Source organism: Polaromonas sp. P4_F9, assembly GCF_056401235.1.
Genome location: NZ_JBFUJT010000033.1, coordinates 41,555 through 66,471, shown reverse-complemented (window position 1 = coordinate 66,471; position 24,917 = coordinate 41,555). Strand labels below are relative to the sequence as shown.

19 protein-coding genes and 2 pseudogenes are annotated in these 24,917 nt (G+C 62.7%); 10 read left to right on the top strand and 11 right to left on the bottom strand.

Translation table 11 applies throughout. The features are described from left to right. The 4 genes and pseudogenes from AC1DUB_RS23170 to katG form a co-directional block, all read left to right on the top strand. Window positions 1-129 (top strand): annotated as a pseudogene (locus AC1DUB_RS23170) (IS5/IS1182 family transposase); the annotation flags it as partial. Between the two features lie 129 nt (window positions 130-258). Then, entirely contained in the window at window positions 259-864 is a 606-nt protein-coding gene (locus AC1DUB_RS23165) for an isochorismatase family protein (RefSeq protein ID WP_477731518.1), read from the top strand. A 59-nt stretch (window positions 865-923) separates the two neighbouring features. Then, window positions 924-2,051: an FAD-dependent monooxygenase gene (locus tag AC1DUB_RS23160; RefSeq protein ID WP_477731517.1), complete on the top strand. Its 1,128-nt coding sequence runs from the start codon at window positions 924-926 to the stop codon at window positions 2,049-2,051. A gap of 119 nt (window positions 2,052-2,170) precedes the next feature. Further along, window positions 2,171-4,366 carry a catalase/peroxidase HPI gene (gene katG, locus AC1DUB_RS23155; protein WP_477731516.1) on the top strand — a complete coding sequence of 732 codons (2,196 nt, stop codon included), beginning with the start codon at window positions 2,171-2,173 and terminating at the stop codon, window positions 4,364-4,366. A 143-nt stretch (window positions 4,367-4,509) separates the two neighbouring features. On the opposite strand, the gene AC1DUB_RS23150 is transcribed toward katG, so the two are convergent. From AC1DUB_RS23150 to AC1DUB_RS23135, 4 genes are all read right to left on the bottom strand, one after another. Next, window positions 4,510-5,919: a patatin-like phospholipase family protein gene (locus AC1DUB_RS23150; protein ID WP_477731515.1), complete on the bottom strand. Its 1,410-nt coding sequence runs from the start codon at window positions 5,917-5,919 to the stop codon at window positions 4,510-4,512. Window positions 5,920-5,984: 65 nt separating this feature from the next. Continuing rightward, complete coding sequence (locus tag AC1DUB_RS23145; protein ID WP_477731514.1) at window positions 5,985-7,349, bottom strand: TolC family outer membrane protein; 1,365 nt, start codon at window positions 7,347-7,349, stop codon at window positions 5,985-5,987. A gap of 14 nt (window positions 7,350-7,363) precedes the next feature. After that, on the bottom strand, window positions 7,364-10,432 hold the full coding sequence (locus AC1DUB_RS23140) for an efflux RND transporter permease subunit (protein ID WP_477731513.1): 3,069 nt from the start codon (window positions 10,430-10,432) through the stop codon (window positions 7,364-7,366). Further along, the gene (locus tag AC1DUB_RS23135; protein ID WP_477731512.1) at window positions 10,429-11,514 is read right to left on the bottom strand and encodes an efflux RND transporter periplasmic adaptor subunit; all 1,086 of its coding nucleotides are present in this window, start codon (window positions 11,512-11,514) and stop codon (window positions 10,429-10,431) included. Before AC1DUB_RS23135 ends, AC1DUB_RS23140 begins: the two co-directional genes overlap by 4 nt. A 462-nt stretch (window positions 11,515-11,976) precedes the next feature. On the opposite strand from AC1DUB_RS23135, the gene AC1DUB_RS23130 reads away from it, so the two are divergent. Next, window positions 11,977-12,714 carry a TetR/AcrR family transcriptional regulator gene (locus tag AC1DUB_RS23130; RefSeq protein WP_477731511.1) on the top strand — a complete coding sequence of 246 codons (738 nt, stop codon included), beginning with the start codon at window positions 11,977-11,979 and terminating at the stop codon, window positions 12,712-12,714. A 103-nt stretch (window positions 12,715-12,817) separates the two neighbouring features. Here the strand turns inward: AC1DUB_RS23130 and AC1DUB_RS23125 are convergent, their stop codons facing one another. Both AC1DUB_RS23125 and glmS read right to left on the bottom strand, forming a co-directional pair. Continuing rightward, the gene (locus AC1DUB_RS23125) at window positions 12,818-13,525 is read right to left on the bottom strand and encodes a TetR/AcrR family transcriptional regulator (protein ID WP_477731510.1); all 708 of its coding nucleotides are present in this window, start codon (window positions 13,523-13,525) and stop codon (window positions 12,818-12,820) included. Window positions 13,526-13,589: 64 nt separating this feature from the next. Next, on the bottom strand, window positions 13,590-15,440 hold the full coding sequence (gene glmS, locus AC1DUB_RS23120; protein WP_477731509.1) for a glutamine--fructose-6-phosphate transaminase (isomerizing): 1,851 nt from the start codon (window positions 15,438-15,440) through the stop codon (window positions 13,590-13,592). 132 nt (window positions 15,441-15,572) lie between these two features. Here glmS and AC1DUB_RS23115 point away from each other — a divergent pair, with 132 nt between their 5' ends. Beyond that, window positions 15,573-16,055 carry an Lrp/AsnC family transcriptional regulator gene (locus AC1DUB_RS23115; RefSeq protein ID WP_477731508.1) on the top strand — a complete coding sequence of 161 codons (483 nt, stop codon included), beginning with the start codon at window positions 15,573-15,575 and terminating at the stop codon, window positions 16,053-16,055. 70 nt (window positions 16,056-16,125) lie between these two features. On the opposite strand, the gene AC1DUB_RS23110 is transcribed toward AC1DUB_RS23115, so the two are convergent. After that, complete coding sequence (locus AC1DUB_RS23110) at window positions 16,126-16,995, bottom strand: LysR family transcriptional regulator (protein ID WP_477731507.1); 870 nt, start codon at window positions 16,993-16,995, stop codon at window positions 16,126-16,128. 151 nt (window positions 16,996-17,146) lie between these two features. Here AC1DUB_RS23110 and AC1DUB_RS23105 point away from each other — a divergent pair, with 151 nt between their 5' ends. After that, on the top strand, window positions 17,147-18,124 hold the full coding sequence (locus AC1DUB_RS23105) for a DMT family transporter (protein WP_477731506.1): 978 nt from the start codon (window positions 17,147-17,149) through the stop codon (window positions 18,122-18,124). A gap of 710 nt (window positions 18,125-18,834) precedes the next feature. On the opposite strand, the gene glmU is transcribed toward AC1DUB_RS23105, so the two are convergent. Then, window positions 18,835-20,253, bottom strand: a complete 1,419-nt coding sequence (gene glmU / locus AC1DUB_RS23100) for a bifunctional UDP-N-acetylglucosamine diphosphorylase/glucosamine-1-phosphate N-acetyltransferase GlmU (RefSeq protein ID WP_477731505.1) — start codon at window positions 20,251-20,253, stop codon at window positions 18,835-18,837. On the opposite strand from glmU, the gene AC1DUB_RS23095 reads away from it, so the two are divergent. After that, window positions 20,252-21,190 carry a DUF6279 family lipoprotein gene (locus tag AC1DUB_RS23095; RefSeq protein WP_477731504.1) on the top strand — a complete coding sequence of 313 codons (939 nt, stop codon included), beginning with the start codon at window positions 20,252-20,254 and terminating at the stop codon, window positions 21,188-21,190. The two genes, glmU and AC1DUB_RS23095, sit on opposite strands and share 2 nt — an antisense overlap. 108 nt (window positions 21,191-21,298) lie before the next feature. Here AC1DUB_RS23095 and AC1DUB_RS23090 read toward each other — a convergent pair whose 3' ends face one another. Further along, window positions 21,299-22,057: a Crp/Fnr family transcriptional regulator gene (locus tag AC1DUB_RS23090; RefSeq protein WP_477731503.1), complete on the bottom strand. Its 759-nt coding sequence runs from the start codon at window positions 22,055-22,057 to the stop codon at window positions 21,299-21,301. Between the two features lie 90 nt (window positions 22,058-22,147). On the opposite strand from AC1DUB_RS23090, the gene AC1DUB_RS23085 reads away from it, so the two are divergent. Next, a complete protein-coding gene (locus AC1DUB_RS23085) occupies window positions 22,148-22,555 on the top strand; it encodes a BLUF domain-containing protein (RefSeq protein ID WP_477731502.1) in 408 nt (135 codons plus the stop codon). A 216-nt stretch (window positions 22,556-22,771) separates the two neighbouring features. Here the strand turns inward: AC1DUB_RS23085 and AC1DUB_RS23080 are convergent, their stop codons facing one another. Next, window positions 22,772-23,761 (bottom strand): MBL fold metallo-hydrolase, encoded by a 990-nt coding sequence (locus AC1DUB_RS23080; RefSeq protein WP_477731501.1) that lies wholly within the window; start codon window positions 23,759-23,761, stop codon window positions 22,772-22,774. A gap of 226 nt (window positions 23,762-23,987) precedes the next feature. On the opposite strand from AC1DUB_RS23080, the pseudogene AC1DUB_RS23075 reads away from it, so the two are divergent. Beyond that, window positions 23,988-24,269: pseudogene (locus AC1DUB_RS23075) on the top strand (TfoX/Sxy family protein); the annotation flags it as partial. A gap of 17 nt (window positions 24,270-24,286) precedes the next feature. Here the strand turns inward: AC1DUB_RS23075 and AC1DUB_RS23070 are convergent. After that, a complete protein-coding gene (locus tag AC1DUB_RS23070) occupies window positions 24,287-24,889 on the bottom strand; it encodes a DUF2917 domain-containing protein (RefSeq protein WP_477731500.1) in 603 nt (200 codons plus the stop codon). Window positions 24,890-24,917 lie beyond the last annotated feature (28 nt).

The window sequence follows — 24,917 nt, the reverse complement described above, 5'->3', positions numbered from 1 at the left end:
CGGCTGTGGGGATTTGGCAAGGTGCGCTACCGCGGGCTGGCCAAGAACGCTACACGCGCCTTTACGGCATTGGCGCTGGCCAACATCTACCTCAGCCGACAACGGCTGATGGCACAGGTGGGCCCATGAGAGCGGAAAACGGGCCAGGAGGCCCGCGAAACAGGCAGTTCAGCAATCTATTTGATCCAAATCGAACCGTCATCAACCCGAGCGGGCGCTTTGGCGGTACTTGTTCAGCGAAGCCTTAGGAGCTACATCATGAAAGTTGAACGATTCACCGCCGAGAACTCTGCCTTGCTGCTGATCGACCATCAGGTCGGCACGATGCAACTGATCAAGAACATCGGCAAAGAGCTCGCCGCCAAGCAGTCGATTGCGCTGGCCAAAATGGCGAAGATACTCAATATCCCGACCGTGATCACGTCCAGCCAGGAAGATCACGCCCAAGGCCCGATCCTCCCGGAAATCGCCGAGATCCTGCCCAAAGAACACGCGGCACGCATCAAGCGCCCTGGCGTGGTCAACGCCTGGGCCTATGCCGACTTCCGCAATGCGGTGCTCGCCACCGGGCGCAAGAACCTGATCATGGCGGGCGTTACCACCGACGTTTGCCTGATCTTCCCGTCCATTGACGCAGCCCTCGAAGGCTTCAACGTTCAGGCTGTGATGGATGCTTCCGGGTCACCGAGTGATCTCTCCGAAGAGTTCTCGCGCCAGCGGATGCACGATGCGGGCGTGGTGCTCACCGCCACCAACACGCTCATGGCAGAAATCGCGCAGGACTGGTCTACCCCGACCGGCCAGCAGCTGATTACCTTGCTGTTCACGGACGTCTTCCCGGCCCTGGGCGCCGGCATCGTCTAAACCCGAAAGCAATCCCATTGACCGAAGCGCATGGCGCTTCGGTCAATGGATCACTCATCTTGAACACCACACACCCGCAGATTGTCGTCGCCGGAGGGTCTCTCGCCGGACTCACCCTGGCGCTCGCTTGTGCCACCCGAGGCTTGCCCGTTCGTGTCGTTGAGCGTTCTGTCCGCCGCGAGCACGGGGGCGACAGCCTGAGTATTGATCTTGCAGCGCTGGCCGCGACCGTCGGTCATGATCCGCGCGCGCATTCGAGCTTGCCCGTCGTTCCTGCATACCGCGATCGTCACCTGACCACTTGGCCTGCGCTGTACTCCTGGCTCCATGACAGGGTCGCCGAGACGCCCGGCATCATTCTCGAAGAGGGTAAGACCGTCGCATCGGTGACCGACGCGGGCGATCGTGTGCACCTTTCCTTCACAGACGGAACCGAGCGTGTTGCCGACGCGGTGATCGGCGCTGACGGCTATCACAGCATCGTTCGCCGCACGATTGCCCCGGACGCTCCATTGGCCAGCTATGCCGGCTACGTCGTCTGGCGAGGGCTCATCGAGGAGCAAACGCTGGAGCGTCCTGTCCCTTGGCCATCGAACGGCGGTCTGTGGATAGAGTTTGTCGAGGGCTACCGTTTGGTTGCCGCGGTGCTTCCCGGTCGCGACGGGTCGGTGGAAGCCGGACAGCGTCAAGTCACATTCGCATGGTTCGATGTGCATCAGGAAGAGTTGCTCCGTCGCACCAACCGCCTGACGGCGGACGGCTACATAGTGGGAACGCTCGGACGCGGGACGATTGACGAAGATGTCCGGGCAGAACTGGTTGCGCTCATCCCACAGCTTTGGCCGGAAACATGGGCGGAGGCGGTGGCTGTCGGGGTGCGCGCGACAGACGTACTGAGTGGCGCCCCGATCGCCGAATACAAACCGGATCGGTTGGCACGTGGCGCGCTGGCGATCGTGGGTGACGCTGCCCACGTCGTTTCACCAATGACAGGTCGCGGCTTCGCGACCGGGGTGGAGGATGCGGCGGTGCTGGCCCAAATGCTGGCAGACCGGCGCGCAAACGAGCCCGTTTCCGCCGCTTTGGCCCGCTACGAGGTGGCGCGATTGCCCTTCGTTCGCGCGCTGGTCACCCATTCAAGGCGGATCAGCGCCGACTATCTTCGCTATGCGCAGGCCCAGAAGTAGGTCCGGTGAGCTTGTCAGGCCGGACTATCGTTTCCATTAGCAAAATTTCATTGATCGATCGGTACCCAAACCCTAGACTAGATTGCGTAATCAGTTGCAAACAACCCAAGGAGAAAACCATGTCAACCGAACCCAACTGCCCATTCTCGGGCGACGCTCGCAAACACACGGTGGCTGGAGCGCCATCGAACTCAGACTGGTGGCCCAATCAACTGAAGCTGAACATCTTGCATCAGCATTCCGCAATGTCCGACCCCATGGGCGAGGCGTTCAACTACGCCCAGGAGTTCAAGAGCCTCGACCTGGAGGCCGTGAAGAAGGATCTCCTGACGCTGATGACCAACTCACAGGACTGGTGGCCGGCGGACTTCGGCCACTACGGACCTTTGTTCATTCGCATGGCATGGCACAGCGCCGGCACGTACCGTATCGCCGACGGTCGCGGCGGCGCAGGGAGTGGCAACCAGCGCTTTGCTCCCCTGAATAGCTGGCCGGACAACGTCAACCTCGACAAGGCSCGYMGSCTGCTYTGGCCGATCAAGCAGAARTAYGGCCGCAAAGTCTCCTGGGCKGAYCTGATGATCCTCGCTGGCAACGTCGCGCTGGAATCGATGGGATTCAAGACGTTCGGTTTCGCCGGTGGGCGTGAGGACATCTGGGAACCGGAAGAAGACGTCTACTGGGGCTCTGAGAACACCTGGCTGGGTGACAAGCGCTACTCCGGCGACCGGGATCTCGAAAATCCGCTCGGTGCCGTGCAGATGGGTCTGATTTACGTCAATCCGGAAGGCCCGAACGGTAACCCGGATCCGATCGCTGCGGCGCGGGATATCCGCGAGACCTTCGCTCGCATGGCGATGAACGACGAAGAGACSGTKGCGCTCATCGCTGGCGGTCACACCTTCGGCAAAACCCACGGCGCCGGCGATGTGAAACATGTGGGGCCCGAGCCGGAAGCTGCCGGCATCGAGGAGCAGGGCCTGGGCTGGAACAGCGGCTTTGGCACCGGCAAAGGGGGTGACACGATCAGCAGCGGCCTGGAGGTCACCTGGACCAGTTCGCCAACAAAATGGAGCAACAACTTCTTCTCGAACCTGTTCGGCTACGAATGGGAACTGACGAAGAGCCCGGCCGGCGCGCATCAGTGGAAACCGAAGCATGGCGCGGGCGCCGATACCGTGCCGGATGCCCACGACCCGTCGAAGCGTCACGCGCCTTCCATGCTGACCACGGACCTCTCCCTGCGGCTCGACCCTGTCTACGAAAAAATTTCAAGGCGCTTTCATGAGAATCCGGATCAGTTCGCGGACGCATTCGCCCGGGCGTGGTTCAAACTGACGCACCGCGATATGGGCCCCCTGTCGCGTTATCTTGGCCCGCTCGTTCCCAAGGAGCAGCTGCTGTGGCAGGACCCCATCCCCGCAGTGGATCACAAATTGATCGACGAGCAGGACATTGCTGCCCTGAAGGCCAAGATCCTCGCATCTGGCCTGTCCATCTCCCAACTGGTCACCACGGCCTGGGCTTCTGCTGCAACGTTCCGCGGCAGCGACAAGCGCGGTGGAGCGAACGGCGCGCGTATTCGCCTGGCGCCGCAGAAGAATTGGGAAGTCAACCAACCGGCTGAACTGGCAAAGGTCCTGCAGAAGCTGGAAGCGATCCAGAAGGACTTCAACAGCGCGCAGTCTGGCGGCAAGAAGCTTTCGCTTGCAGACCTGATCGTTCTGGGCGGCTGCGCAGCCGTCGAGGCAGCTGCGAAGAAGGCCGGCCAAGACGTGAAGGTTCCCTTCTCGCCGGGGCGCATGGATGCGTCGCAGGAGCAGACCGATGTGGACGCGTTCGCCGTACTGGAGCCGGCCGCAGACGGGTTCCGCAACTACGTCCGCAAGGGACTCGAGGGATCGGCGGTTGAGCTGCTGGTGGACAAGGCGCAGTTGATGACGCTGACCGCCCCTGAGATGACGGTTCTGATCGGCGGCCTGCGCGCCCTGAATGCGAACGTCGGCCAGTCCACACACGGTGTTTTCACCAAGCAACCCGAAGCATTGACCAATGACTTCTTCGTGAATCTCCTCGACATGAGCACGAAGTGGCAGAAGTCCGCCACCTCTGAAGGCGTGTTGGAGGGGCGCGATCGGGCAACGGGCGAGCTCAAGTGGACGGGCACCATCGTGGATCTCGTCTTCGGTTCGAACTCCCAGCTCCGAGCCCTCGCGGAAGTCTATGCGTGCAGCGACTCGCAGAAGTCATTCGTGCGTGACTTTGTGGCGGCCTGGAACAAAGTGATGAACCTTGATCGCTTCGACCTTGCGTGATCTCAGAGGGGCGTAACGACGTACGAACATGAAAAATCTCCTTTTTAAGATGCTGTGGCGGGCGCTCTGTTTCAGAACGGATAGGCCATCCGTAGCATTGCAAAATTAACCCCGTCGTTGGGTTTCTTGATAGTCGGCAACGGCTACTCTGCCGGGTTTACCTGGCGTGGCGTGCGGCCAGAATCTGTAAGCAGACTGTCGCGAAGCTGCTGGAATTCCGGCGATTCGCGCAGCGCGGCGCGACCTGCTTCCTGGAGCTGACGCACCTGGAACGGCAGGATGGTCAGCGCGGTCGGAACTTGCAGGAGCGCCTGGCTCGCCTTCGTGTTCTTCGCGTCGCGCAGGCTGACACTGATGACATGGATCTCGGCGTCCGGCGCAAACGGGCTGCCGTGCTTGCCACGCAGCGCAGTCAGTTCCTGCGTCCATCGGCGTGCGTTGTCGCTCATCGCCGCGAGCGTCTCTTTCGTGGCCCGCGATCCGGCGCCGAATACCAGAGAATCCAGCACCTGGCCGATGTTCGGAGTACGGTCGCTGCGGTCAATGCGCTCGGCGATGTCACGCTCCGAGTTCACGCTGACCAGCACGATCTCGCGCACGGAACCCGCGGGCAGGTTCTGAAAACTCGCATCGAGCGATCCTCCCGCGGCGGCGCGATACAGCAGGCCGCGCACGCCGAGGTTATCGACCAGTCCGCCGTCCACAAGGTGCAGGAACGGCCGGTTGTCGACGTCCAGGTAACTCTGCAAACTCGCTTGCAACAGCCGAGCCTCCAGGTTGTTGTCGTTTCGCGCGGCATTGGCGACATGCAAGGATTGCGGGCACGAGCCGGCGTAGTTCTTCAATGTGACGGGACTGAGCAGGATCGGCACGGCAGACGATGCGGCGACCGCGAAGGACAAGGGTACGTTGTCCAGGTCGGAACAGATCAATGCGAATTGTTCCGGCGTAAATTCGAACGGGGCCCCGGTCGTCAGGTCGGTGGCAGTCACCAGCAGCCGCGGGCCGCGCTGTCGGCTCTGCAGGTCGGCGAAGGTCTTTCCTTGGTAGAGTCCGTTCAGCTTTTCCTCCAGCACATGGGTGCGGCCGACCCAGGGTGAGGTGAGCCGGTAAAGCGTACTCGGCGAGACGGCCTGCGCAACCAGGCCGGACTGGAAGTCCGCCAGCAGGAAGTCGCGCTCGAAGTTCGTGAGGGTATCGTCGCCGAATGCGGCGTAATGGGCCGCCAGCACACTGCCGCCGGAGACGCCGCTGATGAGTCCGACCTCGTCCAGGATGCTGGTCGTTCGGCCTTCCCATTCAAACTGCGTGGCCTTGAGTTCCTTGAGCACACCCAGACCGAAGGCAGCCGCACGGGCGCCGCCGCCGGACAAGGTGATGGCAGCGATCATGGAGGGAGCCTGCTCCTGCGCCGACACCTGAACAGGCATGAACGACGGCTTGGGCGACTCCGCAGTGATCGGCTGGTTCAACCAGGGCCGCGTCGTCGAGCAGGCGGCCAGCAGCACAGCTGCGCCTGCGTACAGCACCCAGCGGGCGAGACGCGCCACCATGAATCGAGATCCCGGTTGCATCCCGATTGCATACCCGTTTCCTTCTTCTTGCGTTCCTTGCTCCATCAGGACGCAAGCCACAGGCTCAGCGAGCGCAGACTACCCTCGTTCAATTCGCCGGCTGCATCGGCCAGCCGCAGGCGCCCCAGCAGGTAGTCGACGCGCGCCTGGACAAGATCCAGTTCCGCGCCATAGAACCTCTGCTGCGCATCGAGCACATCGAGCTCGGTGCGGGTACCGACGTCGCGCCCGAGCGTCGTCGCCTCCAGCGCGCTGCGCGCCGAGACCATCGCCTGCTCGGTCGCGGCAATGCGGGACACGCCAGTCTTCACGGCAAGAAATCCGTCCTGCACCTTCAGCCGCACGTCGCGCCGCGCTGCTGCAACCTCCTGCTCGGCCTGGCTATGCTTGGCGATGGCTTCCCTCTCGCGCGAATCCAGTCCACCGCCAGCGTAAAGCGGTATGTTCAGCTGCAGTCCAATGAGTCCGGTTCGGCCGCTTGAGGCGACCAGCGGCGAAAGGCTCCCGCTCTGCCCCGTCGCGGCGTACCTGCCCACGAAGGCCAGGTTCGGACGATTGGCGAGACGGTACTTGTCGATCTCGGCGCCGGCGATCTGGAACTCGTTTTGCCTGACCTTGATCAAGCTGTTCTGGTCCTCGCCTTTCGCCTGCCAGGCGAGCAGGTCGTTCGGCTCGGGCAAGCGCGCAGCGAATGAGGGAGCCAGTTTCACGAGCTGCGCCGGTGACGCGCCTATCGTCTCCCGGAACTGGGCGTGCCGCAGTTCGAGCGACGATTGCGCTGAGATCTCCCGGCTTTCTACGCCATCCAGGCGCGCTTGCGCTTCGTTAAGGTCGGTGATCCTGCCTTGCCCGATCTCGAAGCGCGCCTTGGCGCGGTCACGCTGCTGGCGCAATGCCGCTTTCTCGGCTTGCACTACGCGCAGCGTCTCCTCGGCCACCACGACGCCGAAGTAGGCGTCGGCAACGCGCAGCGCGAGATTCTGGCGCGACTGATTGAATTGTGTCTGTGCGAGCGCGGACTGCGCATGCAGCTGCTGCCTGGTCGCAGTCGCCGTCTTGTCATATAAGGGCTGCACGACCTCCAATGCCGCTTGCCGCACCGTCCCCGTACTGTCGGTCGGCGCCAATGCCGCGAAGGCGGACGGCGCGTCGGAGGTCGAGTGCACATGCATGCGGCTCACCCCCGTCTGCAGGTTGACGCGCGGCCGCACCAGGGCGTCGCCCTGCATGGCTTTCTCGCGGCCCGCCGCCAACGCGTCGTTGGCGGCAAGGCTGGTCGGATCGTTCTGCAGCGCCTGCTCGTAGGCGCCGACCAGGTCAATGGCATGGGAGTGTGCGGCGCCCAGGGCAAGCAGGAGGCCCAGGGCCGAACGAGTCGTCCGGCGGGTGGTGTTAGATAGCTTTTTCATGGATACATCTTTCTTCAGGGATTTGCGGCCAGGGTGGCAGAGGGGCGCTTGGCCCGGTACCACGCCGCATACAGTGCGGGCAGGAAAATCAGCGTCAGCAGCGTGGCGACGGCGAGCCCGCCCATGATTGCCCAGGCCATCGGGCCCCAGAAAACCGAGTGGGTGAGCGGCACCATGGCCAGGATGGCGGCCAGCGCGGTCAACACGATGGGGCGCAGGCGGCGCACGGCTGACTCGACGATGGCTGTCCACAACGGGGTCCCGGCGGCGGTTTCCTGGTCGATCTGCACGACGAGGATCACCGAGTTCCGGATGATCATCCCCGCCAGCGCAATCACGCCCAGCATGGCGACGAAGCCGAACGGAATACGGAACATCGCCATGATCACGCTGACCCCGATCAAGCCGAGCGGCGCGGTCAACAGCACCAGGGCCATCTTCTTCATGTCCTGCAGCTGGATCATTAGCAGTACAAGCACGATGATGAGCGTGGCGGGCATGACCGCGTTCACCGAACTCTGGGCCTTCTCGCTCGACTCGGTCGCGCCGCCGGTCTCGATGCCGTAGCCCAGCGGCAGCTCTTTCGCGAGCGCCTCCATCTTCGGCTGCAGCGCATGGGTCACGTCCGGCGCCTGTGCGCCCGTGATGTCGGCGCGCACGGTCAGGGTCGGAATGCGGTTGCGCCGCCACAGCTCGCTTTCCTCGCTCTCGAGCGTGATCCGGGCCACCTGCGAAACCGGCACGAATTTGCCGTCACGCACATAGATCTTCGCGTCCTTCAGGTTGTTCAGGTCCGTGCGTTCCGATGCCACCAGCCGCGCGACGACGTCGATACCCTGGTCTTCCTCACGGTACTGCGTGATCGGCGTGCCGGACAGCGAGGCCTCAAGCGCCTGCTTGATCTGGTAGGAGCTGATACCCAGAGCGCGCGCCTTGTCCTGGTCGACGTCGACCCGCACGCGCTTGATGCGTTCGCCCCAGTCCTGGTTCACGCCACGCACATGGGGGTTGGTGCGCAGGATGCCGGCCACGCGATCGGCGATTTCGCGCACTTTGGCGTTGTCGTTACCGTAGACGCGGAACTGCACCGGATAGCCCACCGGCGGACCATTTTCCAGGCGATTGACGCGGCCGCGCACGTTCGGGAACTTGCCTTCGAACAGCGTCTGGATCTTGGCCAGCACCCGCTCGCGCGCTTCGCCGCCCTTGGTCATCACCAGCATCTCGCCGAGGTTCAGGTTCGGCGTCTGCACGTCCAGCGGCAGGTAGAAGCGCGGGGCGCCGTTGCCGACGAAGCTGGTCACCGCCTCGATGTCGGGATCGCCCTTGAGCAGGATTTCAAGCTCCCGCACCTCGCGCTGGCTTGCCTCGAAAGTCGACGCCTTCGGCATCCACAGGTCCACCATCAGCTCCGCCCGGTCGGATGCCGGAAAGAACTGCTGCGGCACGGCCTTGAACAGCGCGAGCGAACCGGCGAAAAGAACGAGCGTGATGGCGATGACCCACTTCCGGTGCACCAGACACAGATCGACAAAGCGCCGGAATTTCAGGTAAAAGCCGCGCTGGTAGACCGCGTCCTCATCGTGCGATGCGTGCGCATTCTCCTTCAGCAGCTTGAAGCCAATGTACGGAGTGAACAGCACAGCCACGATCCAGGACAAGATGAGCGAAATGCCCACCACCTGGAACAGGGAGTACACGTATTCGCCGGTGCCCGACTTGGCGAAGCCCACCGGCAGGAAGCCGGCGGCGGTGATCAGGGTGCCGGTCAGCATCGGGAACGCCGTGGCCGTGTAGGCATAGGTCGCGGCCCGGTACTTGTCCCATCCCTGTTCGAGTTTCAGGGCCATCATTTCCACCGCGATGATGGCGTCGTCGACCAGGAGCCCCAGCGAGATGATCAGCGCGCCCAGCGAGATTCGCTGCAGGTCGATGCCGAGCAGGTACATGACCAGGAAGGTCATTGCCAGCACGAGCGGTATGCACAACGCGACGACCAGTCCGGTACGCATGCCCAGCGAGAAGAAGCTGACGGCGAGCACGATGAGCACAGCCTCGGCCAGGCTCTTCTTGAACTCGAACACCGAGTGTTCGACGACGCGCGGCTGGTCGCTGACGGCATGGATCTGCACGCCGACGGGCAGATTCGACTGGATGCGGTGCACCGTCTCGTCCAGTTGCTCGCCGAGGCGTATCACGTCGCCGCCCTTGCGCATGCTCACCGCCAGGCCGAGCGCTTCGTTGCCGTTGAAGCGCATCCTGGAGGCGGCCGGTTCGACAAAGCCGCGGCGCACCTCGGCGATATCGCCGAGGCGGAAGGTGCGTTCGCCGGCGCGGATGCCGATCGCGCGGATGTTTTCGACCGAGTCGAATTCGCCGCTCACCGTCAGCCGCACCTGTTCATTCGTGCTTTGCACGGTTCCGGCGGCGGCAACGGCATTGGCCTGCGCCAATGTCGACGCAATCAATGCCGGGTTCAGGCCCAGCGAGGCGAGCTTGGCGGTGGAGATTTCTACGTAGATCTTTTCATCCTGCTTGCCCACGAGGTCAACCTTGTTGACGTCCGCCACCCGGAGGAACTCGTTGCGGGCGGCGTCGGCGAACCGGCGCAGGTCGGCGTAGTCAAAGCCGTCGCCGGTGATCGCGTAGAGATTGCCGAAGGTGTCGCCAAACTCGTCGTTGAAGAACGGCCCCTGCGTGCCCTGGGGCAGGGTGTGCCGGATGTCGCTCATCTTCTTGCGCACCTGGTACCACACGTCCGGCACCGCTTGAGGCGAAACGCTTTCGCGAAGGTTGACCTTGATCTGCGTTTCGCCCGGCTTCACGTAGGTGGAGGTGTAATCGATCTCGGCCACCTCCTGCAGCTTTTTCTCCAGCTTGTCGGTCACCTGATCGGCCATCTGCTGCGCGGAGCTTCCGGGCCAGTAGGCCTGCACGACCATGGTCTTGATGGTGAAGTCAGGGTCTTCCTTCTGGCCCAGGCTGCCGTAGGCCAGCACACCGGCCACCGATAGCAGCAGCAACAGGAAAGCGATCATCTGCTGGTGCTTCAATGCCCATTCGGACAGATTGATGCCTTTCATTTGGAAGCTCCCGCCACTGCGACGGCGGGCGTATTGGCCACCTTCACGCGCTGGCCGGGTTGCAGCATGTGCACACCTGCGCTGACGACGGTCTCGCCGTCTGCCAGGCCGCCGGCAATGAGCACCGTGTCGTTCTGCGCGCTGCCCAGTTTCACTTCGCGCAGTGTGACTTGGGAAGTCTTGGTGTCTACCACCCACACCTGGCGCGCGCCTTCACGGTCGACGATGGCCGTCAGCGGCAAGCGGATCGCTTTATTGCCGTCAACATCGGGAGCGATGACAGTCGCGGTCATTCCCAGCCGAAGCAGGGCCGGGTCGGGCTGCTGGATCGAAATGCGGGCCGAGTAGGTGCGCGTGACGCTGTCCGTGTCCGGCGCCAGCTCCCTCAGCGTGCCGCTCCAGGATTTTCCAGGATGTGCCCAGACTGCAACTTGCAGCGACTTTGCCCGGCGCAGTTCGTCGACCCGCGACTCGGGAATGCTGATGGTTACCTCACGTTCGCCGTCCGCCGCCACTGTGACGATAGTCTGGCCCGCCCCAACCACTTGGCCGGCTTCTGCGCTGATCGCACTAACAACGCCATCGCGGTCTGCAAACAGCGTGGTGTAGCCGCGCAGGTTCGAGTTCACTTGCTGTCGCGCCGACGCCGAACGCAACTGCGCTTCCGCCTGCGACAGCGCCAGGCGTTGTTGGTCGAGCTCTGCTTGCGACGCGAAGTTGCGGGCCAGCAGCTGCTCGATGCGTTGCACGTCGACCCGCGCTTGCGCGACACGGCTTTTTGCCGCATCGGTTTCGGCGCCCGCTGCGGCAACCTGCAGCGTTTCCTGTGTCGGATCGAGCTGCAGCAGCAGCTGGCCGCTCTTGACGTGGCTGCCTACCTCGACGAGGCGGGCCACTACCTTCCCGCCCGTGCGGAAGCCGAGCCGGCTCTCGTAGCGGGCGCGAATCTCGCCGGAATAGCTTGAGCCGACCGTTCCTGGCGTGTGGCCGGCAACGACGGTCCGCACCGGACGCACATCGTCATGCTCGGGCTCGTGTGTGGGGGCGCACGCGCTGAGCAGGTGCGCCGAAATGATAGCCAAGGCTATCGTTCGATGGTTTATTTTCAATTTCAATTCTCCAGTCAAATTCTTTAAGCACCGACCCCTTGGCACTCGCGCAGCTAACGCGGGCAAGTCGCGATTCCGTTACGCCGAGTAGTGCCTTGTCTGGCATTCCGGCATCAGCGGGGCCAGCCGATTCGGGCCAACTTCCGTCTTACGAATCTGGAATATACCTCATATTGACTAAAATGTCATCATGACAAATGAGTTATTATTAAGCGATGAAACCTTGGGTACGGCTCGCGCTTCACCACTGGAGGGGGTTATGAACCTGGAAGGATTGACGCGTAGCCCACAGAGAGAAACCCTGGAAGCGCCCAGGGAGCTGCGGCGGCAACGACTGATACATCACCGAAATGCAGTGATGAGCGAGCCAGCCAGAGAGTTCAGTAGCCCAGGCCTATGGGTGATCGCACTTTTAAGCCTGGCATATAGATCGCCATGATGGATAAATCATTTTCAAGAAACACAATGCAAGACTCGCCAGACAACAAAACCAACTCACCTGCGATTGCGGATCACCGCTCACGGGTCGCCGCCCAACGGCGTGAGCGCATGCGCTCGCGATTGTTGCGCAGCGCCATGCGCCTGGTGTCGGAAAAGGGGCCTGCGTCGACCTCTATTGAAGACGTTATCTCGGCGGCACAGGTATCTCGCGGAACGTTCTACAAGTACTTCCCGTCGTCAGACGCGCTTGTCCGGGAGCTGGCGACGGAAATTGCCAATGAATTGATCCGTATTGCCGAGCCGATAGTGCGTAACCACGAGGACTCGGCAGAGCAGGTAGCACGGGGGATTCGGCTGGGGGCGCGGCTCGCCATTCACTATCCGGCCTTTGCGGGATTCCTCCTCCGGCTCGGGTGGCCAAGTGAGAAAGGTCCCAATATGCTGGAGTTCGTCCGCCGGGACATCGAGCAAGGATTCCGGCAAGGGCGCTTCAAGCGCATGCCGATGGCGCTAGCGCTCAACATCGTTGCCGGCGCTGTGCTGGGTGCGATACACGGAACGATGGAATCTGACCGCAAGGAAGACTTTTCCGGGCAAGCCGCAGCCGTCGCGTTGCGCGCCCTGGGTGTTGAGGCCGCGGCCGCCGAGATCATCTCCGGCACTCCGCTGGATGCGGACGAGAGTCAGTTCGTGAGTTTGCTCGCCAAAACGCTCATCGATGTGCGCCCCTAGTGCTTCATGGCGAAATTCGTTTCTCGCAATGCCTGCACGTCATGCACCGCGCCCGGGCAGCGGCTTCGGTTTTGAAATCCGCTCCAGGCTCACGGGCACCACGTCACCCAGCGGCTATTGTCTTCGCCTCAAGCCGCGCCTGCGCCTGTGCGAGCAAGGACTCCGGCGGGGCACTCAACTTGGGTAAAGGTGTCGCCGTCAAGCGGGCCGCCGTGGCGGTGGTGACGCCGAGCGAACGCAAGATGGCCTGGACTATCCTTTCCGGGTAGTCCTTGGCGATACGGCCATTGGCGATGCGATGGATTGCGGCCAACCCGGTGCCCCTGACCAGGTCCATCGCAATGTCGAGCGGCATCTCGTCGAAGCTCCCCCTCTTCTGGCCCTCCTTGAGATCCGGAGGCAGGTACTCGTATACGGAGCTTTTCTCTCCCCCCAGATGCAGGCCGGCGCTGGCAAGAAAACGAGCAACAACACGATAAGAGCGCGCCAGGTGCAGGTAAGACCGAATGGCTGTCGCGACACGTAAAGCCGGATCTTCGATCTCGCCAACGACGGACTCGATCAGTTGCACCATCTCATTGCTGAGTTCCTCGCCGACTGCTGCCAGCAGTTCCTCGTTGGTGGAAAAGTAGTTGTAAAACGAGCCTTGCGAGACCTCAGCTGCCGCAACGACATCCGGAATGACGCTGGCGCCAACGCCCTTTTGCGCAAACACGATCATTGCGCTTTCGATCAATCGTTTGCGCATGCGGAACCGGCGTTCGGCGGCAACCCGAGTGCGATGGTCTGTGGAAGCAACAGCAGCGGGCATCTTTAATCTTCGGCTATATGGAACCAAATGATGATATCAAGGGGGCATTGGAGTGCCTGGACCGTCATTCGACGGTCACGCTCTTTGCAAGATTGCGGGGTTTGTCCACATCCGTCCCCCGCGCACACGCCGTGTGATACGCCAGCAGCTGCAGCGGCACCACGTGCAGCAGCGGGCTGAGCGCGCCGTAGTGCTCGGGCATGCGGATGACGTGCAGGCCCTCACCGCTTTCGATGTGGCTGTCTGCATCGGCCAGCACATACAGCACGCCGCCACGGGCGCGGACTTCCTGCATGTTGCTCTTGAGCTTTTCCAGCAGGGCGTCGTTGGGTGCGACCGTGACCACGGGCATGGCGCTGGTCACCAGGGCCAGCGGGCCGTGCTTGAGTTCGCCGGCCGGGTAGGCCTCGGCGTGGATGTAGCTGATCTCTTTCAGCTTGAGCGCGCCTTCCAGCGCAATCGGGTAGTGCAGGCCACGGCCGAGAAACAGCGCGTTTTCCATCCTCGCGAAATCTTCTGACCAGCTGATGATCTGCGGCTCCAGTGCCAGCACCGCCTGCAGGGCGGCGGGCAGGTGGCGCATGGCCTTGAGGTGTGCCGCCTCTGCTTCGTCGCTCAGCCGGCCCTTGCTCTGGGCCAGCGCCAGCGTCAGCAGAAACAGGCCGGCGAGCTGGGTGGTGAAGGCCTTGGTGGAAGCCACGCCGATTTCAACACCGGCGCGCGTGATGTAGGCGAGCTTGCACTCGCGCACCATCGCCGAGGTGGCCACGTTGCAGATGGTCAGCGTGTGCTGCATGCCCAGGCTCTGCGCGTGGCGCAGCGCCGCCAGCGTGTCGGCGGTCTCGCCGCTTTGCGTGATGGTGACGACCAGCGACCTGGGGTTGGGCACCGAGGTGCGGTAACGGTACTCGCTGGCCACCTCCACCTGGGTGGGAATGCCGGCGATGGATTCGAGCCAGTACTTGGCCGCGCAGCCGCTGTAATAGCTGGTGCCGCACGCCAGAATCAGCACCGAGTCGATCTCCTTGAACACGCGGTAAGCCCCATCGCCAAAGAGCTCCGGAACAATGCCGTGCACGCCTTCGAGCGTGCCGGCAATGGCGCGCGGCTGCTCGAAAATCTCCTTCTGCATGTAGTGGCGATACGGCCCCAGCTCTGCGGCGCCACTGTGCGCCTGCACGGTTTTGACCTCTCGCTGCACGGCCTTGCCCTGGCGGTCGAACACCCAGTATTTGCCCAGCTGCATGTCGACCATGTCGCCCTCTTCCAGGTACACGATCTGATCGGTCACGCCGGCCAATGCCATCGCATCGCTGGCCAGGAAGTTTTCGGAGTTGCCCTTGCCGACGCCAAGAATCAGCGGCGAGCCCGCGCGCGCGCCCACCACGCGGTGCGGCTCGTCCTTGCAGAAGGCAGCAATCGCATAGGCGCCATGCAGCCGGGCCACGGTCGCCTTCAGCGCTTCAAAGAGGTCGCCGTCATACAGGCTGTCCAGCAGGTGCACGATGACTTCGGTATCGGTCTGGCTGTCGAACACGTAACCCTTGGCCTGCAGCGAGGCGCGCAGTTCGTCATGGTTTTCAATGATGCCGTTGTGCACCAGCGCCACCTTGCCGGGGCGGCCTGCGGGGTTGACGCCGTTGCCGTGGCTGAAATGGGGATGGGCGTTGTGCACCGCGGGCGCCCCGTGCGTGGCCCAGCGGGTGTGGGCAATGCCTGTGTTGCCTTCAAGGTGATCGTGGTCGACCTGGCTCTGCAGCTCGGCCACGCGCGAGGTGCTGCGCGCGCGCTTCAGGCCATCGGCATACACGGCGATGCCGCAGGAGTCATAACCCCGGTATTCCAGCCGCTGCAGGCCCTGCACCAGGATGGGAACAATATTTCTTGTCGAAACCGACGCAACGATGCCGCACATGGAAGTCTCCTGAAAACAATGTGTCGATGCTACGTGCTTGTTGTTTTCTTATGTGATTGATTTTTATCAAAAAATGGAATTTAATTTCTCAATAGTCATGCATTTAAATTTAATTTCATTTACATTAATTTAATGGAACAAATATCTATTGATGAAGTAGACCTGAAGCTACTGGAAAGCCTGCAAACCGATGCATCGCTGAGCAACCAGGCTTTGGCCGAACGCGTTCATATCTCGCCGCCCACCTGTTTGCGCCGCGTCAAGCGCTTGCGCGATGCGGGCCTGATCGAACGGGAAGTGGCCTTGCTCAGCGGCGACAAGCTTGCGGCCCTGCTGGGGCACGGCCTGACCGCCATTGTCGAGATCACGCTCGATCGGCAAGGCGCCGAGCATCTGGACGCATTTGAGTTGCGGGTCGCGCCCGATGCGGCCGTGCAGCAGTGCTACCGGGTGTCGCCGGGGCCGGACTTTGTGCTGATGGTGCATGTGGCCGACATGCCCAGCTACCTGGCACTGGCGCAGCGGCTTTTTACCAGCGACGCCAATGTGCGCAACGTGAAGGCCTTCTTCAGCACCAAGCGGGCCAAGTTCGAACCCAAAGTGCTGCTGGCCTGACAACAGCAGGCGAAACAGCCGTCAAAAGAACCATCCGATAGACAGCGAACGATAGCAAACGGGCACGGCCTCAAGCCTTGCTCTGCTCTTTGGCCAGGTCCCAAAATGCACGTGCCAGCGGCGACAGCCCGGCCACATCCAGACAGGCAAGCCCGACCGTACGCGGCTGCGCGGGCAGCAGGGGTCGGTAAACCACGCCTTTGGGTGCGTCAGGCAGCGCCAGGCGGGCCGCGACCGATACCGCCAGGCCTTGCTGCACAAACTGCAGGATGGAGATGACCTGCGTGAAGTGATACAGCACCTTGGGCAGTGCGATGTTTTTCTGGAGGATGGGCACGATGACCGGGCCGCAACCGGCTTCGGTCAGCACAAAGTCCAGCCCCGTGAGCGCGCTGATCGGCACCGCCTTGTGTTTGGCCAGCGGATGCCTTGCCGGCAGGATGGCGACGAATTCATCCTGCACCAGCGGCAGCACTTCAAAACGTTCGTCGGGCACCACAACAAAGCCCAGCTCCACGCGCTTTTGCAGCAGCCAGTCGTCCACCACCTCGTCGCTTTCTTCTTCGATGCGCACCTGCGCACCCGGGTGACGTTTTTTGAATGCCGCGAGCAGCGGCGGCAACAGGTTCACAGTGGAAGTCGGGCCAAACGAGCCGATGCGCAGTGTGCCGGTTTTCAGCTCCCGGGCGTCGCCCAGCTCCTGTGTCATGGTGGCCGCCAGGGCCGTCATTTCGCGGGCGCGCAGCAGCAGGCGCTCGCCGGCGTCCGTCATGGACACGCCGGAGGCGTCGCGCAGCGCCAGCTTCACGCCGAACTGCGTTTCCAGTGCGCGCAGGGCGTGGCTGACGGCCGATTGCGTCGTGCCCAGACGCATGGCCGCACGCGAGAAACTGCGGCATTCGTCCAGGGTGATCAGCACTTCGAGCTGGGCCAGGGTCATGATTTCATGATTTCATGATTTCATGATTTCATGATTTCATGATTTCATGATGAATAAATGCTCATTTGATAGTGAGCAATTTAACAATTAATCTCATGCATCAATTTACCCCATTTACCCTCTTCACCGCTTTCCACCAACAAAAACCACCATGACGACTGCCACCACGCCACCCACTGTGGCTTCCACCGCTGCCGCCATCGCGCAGCCGGCCGCCACATCCGGCGCGGTGCCTGCCGGCACCAAGCTGCTGGGCATTTACCTCCGTTTGACTTGCGTGCCCATCCTTTGGGGCGGTACTTTTATCGCCGGGCGCGTCATCTCGGCCCACCTGCCCCCGGCCACCGCGGGCTTCGTGCGTTTTGTGTTTGCCACCCTGGCGTTGCTGGTGGCGCTGCACTTCACCCAGGGCCTGCGCGCCATCACGCAGGTCACGCGCGGCCAGCTGCTGGGCACCCTGGCGCTCGGCGCCACCGGGATCTTCATCTACAACCTGCTGTTTTTCACTGCGCTGTCGGTGCTGCCGGCAGGCCGCACATCGCTCATCATTGCGCTCAACCCGGTGGTGACGCTGCTGCTCGCCGCTGCACTGTTGGGCGACCGGCTCTCGGCGGTGCGCTGGCTGGGTGTGGGCCTGGCGCTGCTGGGGGTGTGGGTGGTCGTCACACGGGGAGACCTCCCGCAAATCACGCAATCGTTGGGCAAGGGCGAGTTGTCGATGTTTGGCGCAGTGTGTGCCTGGGCTGTCTACACCTTGTTGGGCCGCAAGCTGCTGCAAGGCTTGTCGCCAGTGCTGGCCACGCTGTGGGCCGCCATCTGGGGCACGCTGCTGTTGGGGCTGCTGGCCTTGCGCGACATCTCCAGCGTGCATGCCGGGTCTTTCACCCCGGAGGTGTGGGCAGGCCTGGTCTTCCTCGGCGTGCTCGGCACGGCTGTGGCTTTTGTCTGGTACTACGAAGGCATACGCCAGCTGGGCGCGGCGCGCACCGTGGTGTTCAACAACCTGGTGCCGGTGTTTGGTGTGCTGCTGGGGTGGTTGATTTTGGGGGAGCCTTTGAGTGCCAGCCTGCTGGCCGGTGGGGGGTTGGCTATTTTTGGGGTGTTTTTGGTGAATCGGGTAAGGGAGTGAGTTTGTTGCTGGCTTTTGGTTTGCTCTGGTGAGTGTGGTCTTTGCTGAGGCTTGCTGGCCGGGGGTAGCCCGGCGGCTACTCACTTTTCTTTTGCTTCGCCAAAATAAAAGTAAGCAAAAGAAAAGGCGACCCTGCTGTCTGCGTCCCTCCGCTGCGCTACGGGCAACCTGCGGTGCTCGGACCAGGCGGGGTCTCGCTCAACTCGCCTGCGGCTCAGACAATCGCGATCCCTGATCCGCCTGGCCCTGTGCTCCTCGGCGCAGACAGAAGGGATGGGGCAAGGAATACCAAACCCGAATACCTGAAACCACGAGGACACGCCATGGCGTGTCCTTGTTTGTATTGGTTTGCTTTGGTATTTTTCTTTGAGTATTCGGTATTGCTATCTGCTCCCCACCCGTGTGGCTGGGCTGAGCAGCGCAGATGGAGGCGGGATCAGGGCCGCAGTTGTTTGAGCGAAGTGCAACGCAGCGAGTTCTGCGGACCCCCGCCGGAGTCGAGCAGCACAGGTTGCCCGTAGCGCAGCGAAGGGACCCAGACTGCGGGTCGCCTTCTCTTTGCTTACTTTTCTCTTGGCGACGCAAGAGAAAGTGAGTCGCCCGCCGGGGCGAGACCCGGCCAGCAACCCTCAGCAAAAACCACATTCACCAAAACAAAACAGCCTCGACAAGCCCAACCCGAACGGAGGAAGAGGAAGAGGAAAGAAGCCCTATCCCTTGCCAACCTTCACAGGCCGCTTCCAGTTGGGCAGGCTGACCTGCTTGCCGCGCGCCACGCTGAGCACGCCGGCCGGTGTGTCCTTGGTGATGGTGGAGCCGCCGCCAACCGTGCCGCCCTGCCCTATCGTCACCGGCGCCACCAGCACGCAATTGCTGCCGATATGCACATCGGCTTCGATCACGGTGCGGTGCTTGTTGGCGCCGTCGTAGTTGGCGGTGATGCTGCCCGCACCGTAGTTGACGCGCTCGCCCACGGTGGCATCGCCCAGGTAGGCCAGGTGGTTGGCCTTGGCGCCTTTGGCCAGGGTGGAATTTTTCACTTCGACGAAGTTGCCGATGTGTACTTCAGCGCCCAGTTGGGCACCCGGCCGCAGGCGGGCAAACGGGCCAATCAGCGCGCCCTCGCCGATCTGCACACCCAGCTTTTCGCCGTCGATGTGGGTGAACGGGTGAATGACCGCCCCGGCGGCAATCGTGGCGTTGGCAATCACGCAGTTGGCACCGATGCGCACGCCCACGCCCAGGCTGACCTGGCCCTGGAACAGGCAATTCACATCGATCTCGACATCCTGGCCGCATTGCAGCGTGCCGCGCACATCGAAGCGGGCCGGGTCGGCCAGCCGCACGCCCTGCTCCATCAGGGCCGTGGCCTGCCTGCGCTGGTAGACGCGCTCCAGCTCGGCCAGCTGCACGGGGCTGTTGACGCCGGCGACCTGCACCGCATCGGTGATCTGGTGCGCCACCACGGCCACGCCATCGGCCACGGCGAACTTCACGATGTCGGTCAGGTAGTACTCTTTTTGCACGTTCTGGTTGTCCAGCCGGCTGAGCCAGCCGCGCAGCAAACGGGTGGGCACGGCCATGATGCCGCTGTAGATTTCATGAATGCCGCGCTGGGCCTCGGTGGCATCCTTGTGCTCGACGATAGCCCGCACCTGGGCGGTGGCCTGCGCCCCGGCACGCACGATGCGCCCGTAACCGGTGGGGTCGGCCATGTTCAGCGTGAGCAGCGCCAGCCGCTGGCCGTCGCACTGGTCCAGCAGCGCCCGCAGCGTGTCGGGCTGCGTCAGCGGCACGTCACCCGACAGCACCAGCGTGACGCCGTCGTCAGCCAGCAGCGGCAGGGCCTGCTGCGCCGCGTGGCCGGTTCCGAGTTGCGGCTCCTGGCGGACAAAGCGCATATCCGGGCTGCCCGCAGCTTTGGCGGCGCCCATCAGGGCCGCCTCCACGCCCGCCGCGCCGTGCCCGGTGATCACCACCACATGACGCGCCTTCAAGCCGGCCGCCGTGTCAATCACGTGTTGCACCAGTGCACGGCCGCCTAATTGGTGTAACACTTTGGGCAAGGCGCTTTTCATCCGCGTGCCTTTGCCCGCGGCCATGATGACGACATCAACTGAGGTTGCCATGAAGTTTCCTGTTAATTTTGGGATGAGGGGGCATTCGGGCCCGGCGGCACAGACCGGGCTGAACCGTTTCATCCGGATTATCGGTGTGCTGGCACTGGCCTGCCTCTTGCCGGCCTGCAGCGCCCTGAAAATTTTCTACAACCAGGCGCCGGACGTTGCCTACTGGTACCTGGATGGTTATATCGACTTCACCGGCGCGCAAAGCCTGCAGGTCAAGGACGATCTCGGCAAACTCCAGGTCTGGCACCGTCAGACCCAGTTGCCGGCCTATATCGACACCCTTCGCAAGCTGCGGCAGCGCATGCCTGCGGACATGGACGCCGCCCAGGTCTGCGCGGTATTTGCCGATGTGCGCAGCAAGCTTGTCGCGGTTTCTCACCGGGCCGAACCGGTGGCTGTGGCACTCGTGGGCACGCTGCAAACCAGCCAGTTGACGCAACTGGAGCGCCAGTGGGCCAAGGGCAATGCAGATTACCGGGAGGCATTCCTGGAGGGCTCACCCAAAAAAGGCCGCGACAAGCGCTACAAGCAGGCGGTCAGCCGCGCCGAGAGGCTCTATGGAACCCTGGAGGAAAAACAGCTCGCCGTGATTGGCCAGCGGATGGACCAGTCGCGCTTTGACGCGGCCTTGTTTTATGCCGAAAAACTGCGGCGCCAGCAGGATGTCCTGCAAACCTTGCGCGCCCTGGTGGCGGAGCGGGCCAGTGTGGAAAAAACACGGCTGGCCGTACGCGGGCTGCTGGAGCGATGGCTCCACTCGCCCATCCCCGCACATCGCGACCATCTGGAAGGGTTGACGCAGGAGAGCTGCCAAACATTTGCGGCGCTGCATAACAGCACCACGCCGGCGCAACGCAACAAGGCGCTCGAGACCCTCGATGCTTATGAGCAGGACCTGAGGACGTTATCAAGCCCCCAGGGCGCCCAAAAATCCTGACTCAACCGGTGCCAGGCCGAGCGGCGCACCGCGCTTGCATCGCTGCTCATGTCGCCACGTCATCCACGCGGGCCCCCGGCTGCCGGCCCTCGCCTACATCGCCTACAACTACAGCAGCGGCACCTTGCCGGGTGGGGTGTCGTAGTAATCGGCAATGCGCTCCAGCGCCCGGGTGTTGAGCAGGCGAAGCCGCCCATTCTGCAGCTCATAAAGACCCAGCTTGCGCAGCCGCCGCAAGGTCCTGTTGGTGTGCACCAGGGACAAACCCAGTATGTCGGCAATGTGTTGCTGGTTGATGGGAAACTCCACCGAACCGTCTTCCGCCAGCCCGATGCGCTCCAGCCGGCGGTAAAGATGCATCAGCAGCATCGCAACGCGCTCGGTCGCATTGCGCCGGCCCGCAGTGAGCAGGTTGTCGTCCACCATGCCCTCCTCGCGCGCCGACAGCCAGGTGATGTCGTACCCCAGGCTGGGATTTTGCCGAAACAGCTCCCAGAGTCCGTCGCGCGGAAATACACACAAGGTCACATCCGTTACCGCCTCGATGCCGTGCATGGGCCCATCGGAAAACTTTTGCTGCAAACCAATGAGGTCGCCCGGCAAAAGAAAATTCAGGATCTGCCGACGGCCATCACTCAGGGTCTTGTAGCGAAATGCCCAACCGGAATAAAGCGTGAAGAGCTTGCCGATGGGCTTTTGCTCATACACGATGGTGCCCCCCGCAGGAACCGCAGATGTTCCGCTGCGAAAGTGCTCGATAAAACTCAACTCCTCCGCGGTGACGGGCGTGAAGGTCCCCGTCTGGCGAAGGCGGCAGGCGATGCAAGCCGGCGGACGGCTTGAAGGGGATAGAGGCGCGGTGGCCATAAGAAGAGGTGGATATCAGGCCAGAAAGTCAGGCAAGCCTGTGTCTTTTGACATTGTCCCTTTCGTTACTGCCCGCTACATTTTCCATCAATGATGCAAAAACTAGCACCCCTCCACGAAGTTCTGTTCGTCAGCACCATCGCGCCCGAAGCGCCCATCAGCATCGTTGCACAGATCGCGGGCAAAGCACGCATTGCCAACCAGGCGCGTGACATCACGGGGCTGCTCATTTTTGACGGCATGCGCTTTTGCGAGCAACTCGAAGGCCATGAAGCAGACATTCTGGCACTGCTGGAGCGGATTCGCCAGGACCCGCGGCACACCAGTGTCAAGTTGCTGCATCATGGCCCCCTGCCCGAGCGCAGATTCAAGTGCTTCAGCATGGGTTACGCGCCTGTGGAGGATGTCGAGATATTGAGCAAGCTTGAACAACTGCAAGGGCTGGCAGCCGTCGGCGCCTTCGTGGATATCCTCTCCACACTGGATCTGGATTCCTGAGCCGGCGCAACACCCGCAAGGCCTGCAAGATCGGCAAGACCTTCGAGCCTCAAGCGCTCAGCCTCGCGGCACAACCCGCCCCGCCGTGATCCATGAACGGCGGGCCAACCAGTGGGTCAGACAAGGAGCCTGGAACGCATCTGACGAGCGCTCCCAACGGCCACGTCAACGACTACCCGCACAACGACTACCGCAACGACCACCTCAGCGACCGCCTCACCCCTGCAACGCAGCCCACATCTCCTTGTCCCGCTCGGCCGTCCAGATGCGCGGGTTCTTGATGCCGCTGGCTTCGTCAAAGGCGCGGCTCACATCAAAAGGCAGGCAGTGTTCGTAGATGAATACGTGGCCAAACACCGGGTCCATGCTCTTGCGGGTGTGGTCCATCGCCGCTTTCAGGTCCATGCCCGCGGCGGCGGCTTCCTTGCCCGCCTGGTACAGGGTCTCGACCCAGCGCTTGGTGTAGTCCAGCGCCTTGTTGACGTTGGCGGCGCCCTTCATGGCCTCGCCGCGGCCCGGCACGATGGCCTCGGCTTGTAGCGCGCGCAGGGCCTCCAGCGTGGTGGGCCATTCCTCCAGCTGCGCATCGCCGGTGTACACGCCCGCTTCGTATTCAACCAGGTCGCCCGAGAACAGCACTTTTTCTTCTTCCACCCAGGCAATCGTGTCGCCGCGCGTGTGGCCCGGGCCCGGGTGCCAGATCTGCACCTTGACGCCGCCCAGGTCAAGCACCAGTTTGCCCGGAACCTCCCCTTTGGCGGGGTTGCCGCCGGCAATGACCATGGTGGGCCAGGTCAGGCCCGGCACGCTTTCGGCGTTGCGAAAGAGGCGCGGAAAGCGCTCCATCTCGCTTTGCATGTCCTGCGCGCCGCGCTCCGCAATCAACTCATAGGTGCCCTGGCTCGCGATGATTTCAGTCGCCCCTTCGGCCAGATAGGCGCTGGCGCCGAGCACGCGGACGGCGTGGTAGTGGGTCAGCAGCACGTACTTGATGGGCTTGTCGCTGACGGTGCGGATGCGCGCGATCAAATCCTGCGCCATCGCGGGCGTGGCCGTGGCGTCGCTCACCATGATGAATTTATCGCCGATGATCACGCCCGAGTTCGGGTCGCCCTCGGCGGTGTAGGCCCAGCAATGTGCGCTGAGCTGCTCAAACGTGATGGTTTTGTCCGTCAGGTCGGACTGCGAGGCGAAGGCTTTGGACATGGGATTCCTGTTTTCCGGAGTGGGGCCGCTCAGTGCACCTCAGTGCAGCTCAATGCCGCTCAGGGCGCTGGGCGCTGCGGTGGCGAATGCACGCCATTTTACTTAACCGTAACTGGTTACGCATTGTTAAACCACCACCCATGTGGCCGCATGGGAAAGCATCGAACGCTCACCCTTTCGTGAAGGTTTCGCCACGGTTGCGCCGGGCTTGCGCTAAGGTTGCGCCATGGCCACTCCCAAAAACGACTTTGCAATCTACTGCTGTGAACTGCTGTCCGGCGTCGGGCCGTGCGTCGCCAGGCGCATGTTTGGCGGCTACGGCATCAGCACCTCGGGCCTGACGCTGGCGCTGGTGGCCGATCTGGGGGGCGGGGAAAAGCTCTGGCTCAAGGCCGATGCAGATACCCGCGGCCGGTTTGAAGCCGCGGGCTGCGAACGCTTTACCTATGACATCACACGCAACGGCGAGCGCGTGGCGCACAGCCTGAACTATTACAGCGCCCCCGAGGAGGCGATGGAGTCCGCTCAGTTGATGCTGCAGTGGGCGCGCTTGTCGCTCGATTGCGCATTGAAGGCGCGCTCCGCCAAATTACCGCGTGCGCGGGTGGCCAAAAAAACCACCGCAAAACCGGTCAGCGCAACCTCGACCGCCGCCGCCACACCGCCGGCCAGGCCGCGAGCCAGCCGGCCCACCGCACCGCCCACCAGGCCGAGCGCCAGGCGCAAGTCAAGCAGGGGCTGAACCACGCCCGCGCGCCAGCCAGTGGCCTTTACCGGCACGGAATTGGCGGCTGCAGCGGGCTCCCAGTTAAAGTAGGCCGACGACGCATGGCCCATGCCAAAGGATTCCATCACCACCGTCTCGCCGGGCGACAGTGACAGGCTTTCGCCGCGGCTGAGGAAGTGATCACCGGCGCGCACGCGCAGGTCGTGGCCGGCGTTGTTGAAGGTCACCCATACCCGGCCATGCGCGATGCGCAGCACGCCGGCCTGGCGGGCATGCAGGGTCAGCGCCCGGTCCGCACCCAGCTTCCAGCAGCCGGGCAGTCCTTCAGCCCGGGCCGTGGCGGCATCGGTCGCCTGGGGCAGGTAGTGGTTGCCTGAGTGATGAGAAATTGCGTGGTCCATGGTGTTCTCCAAAAAAAGACCTGAATTC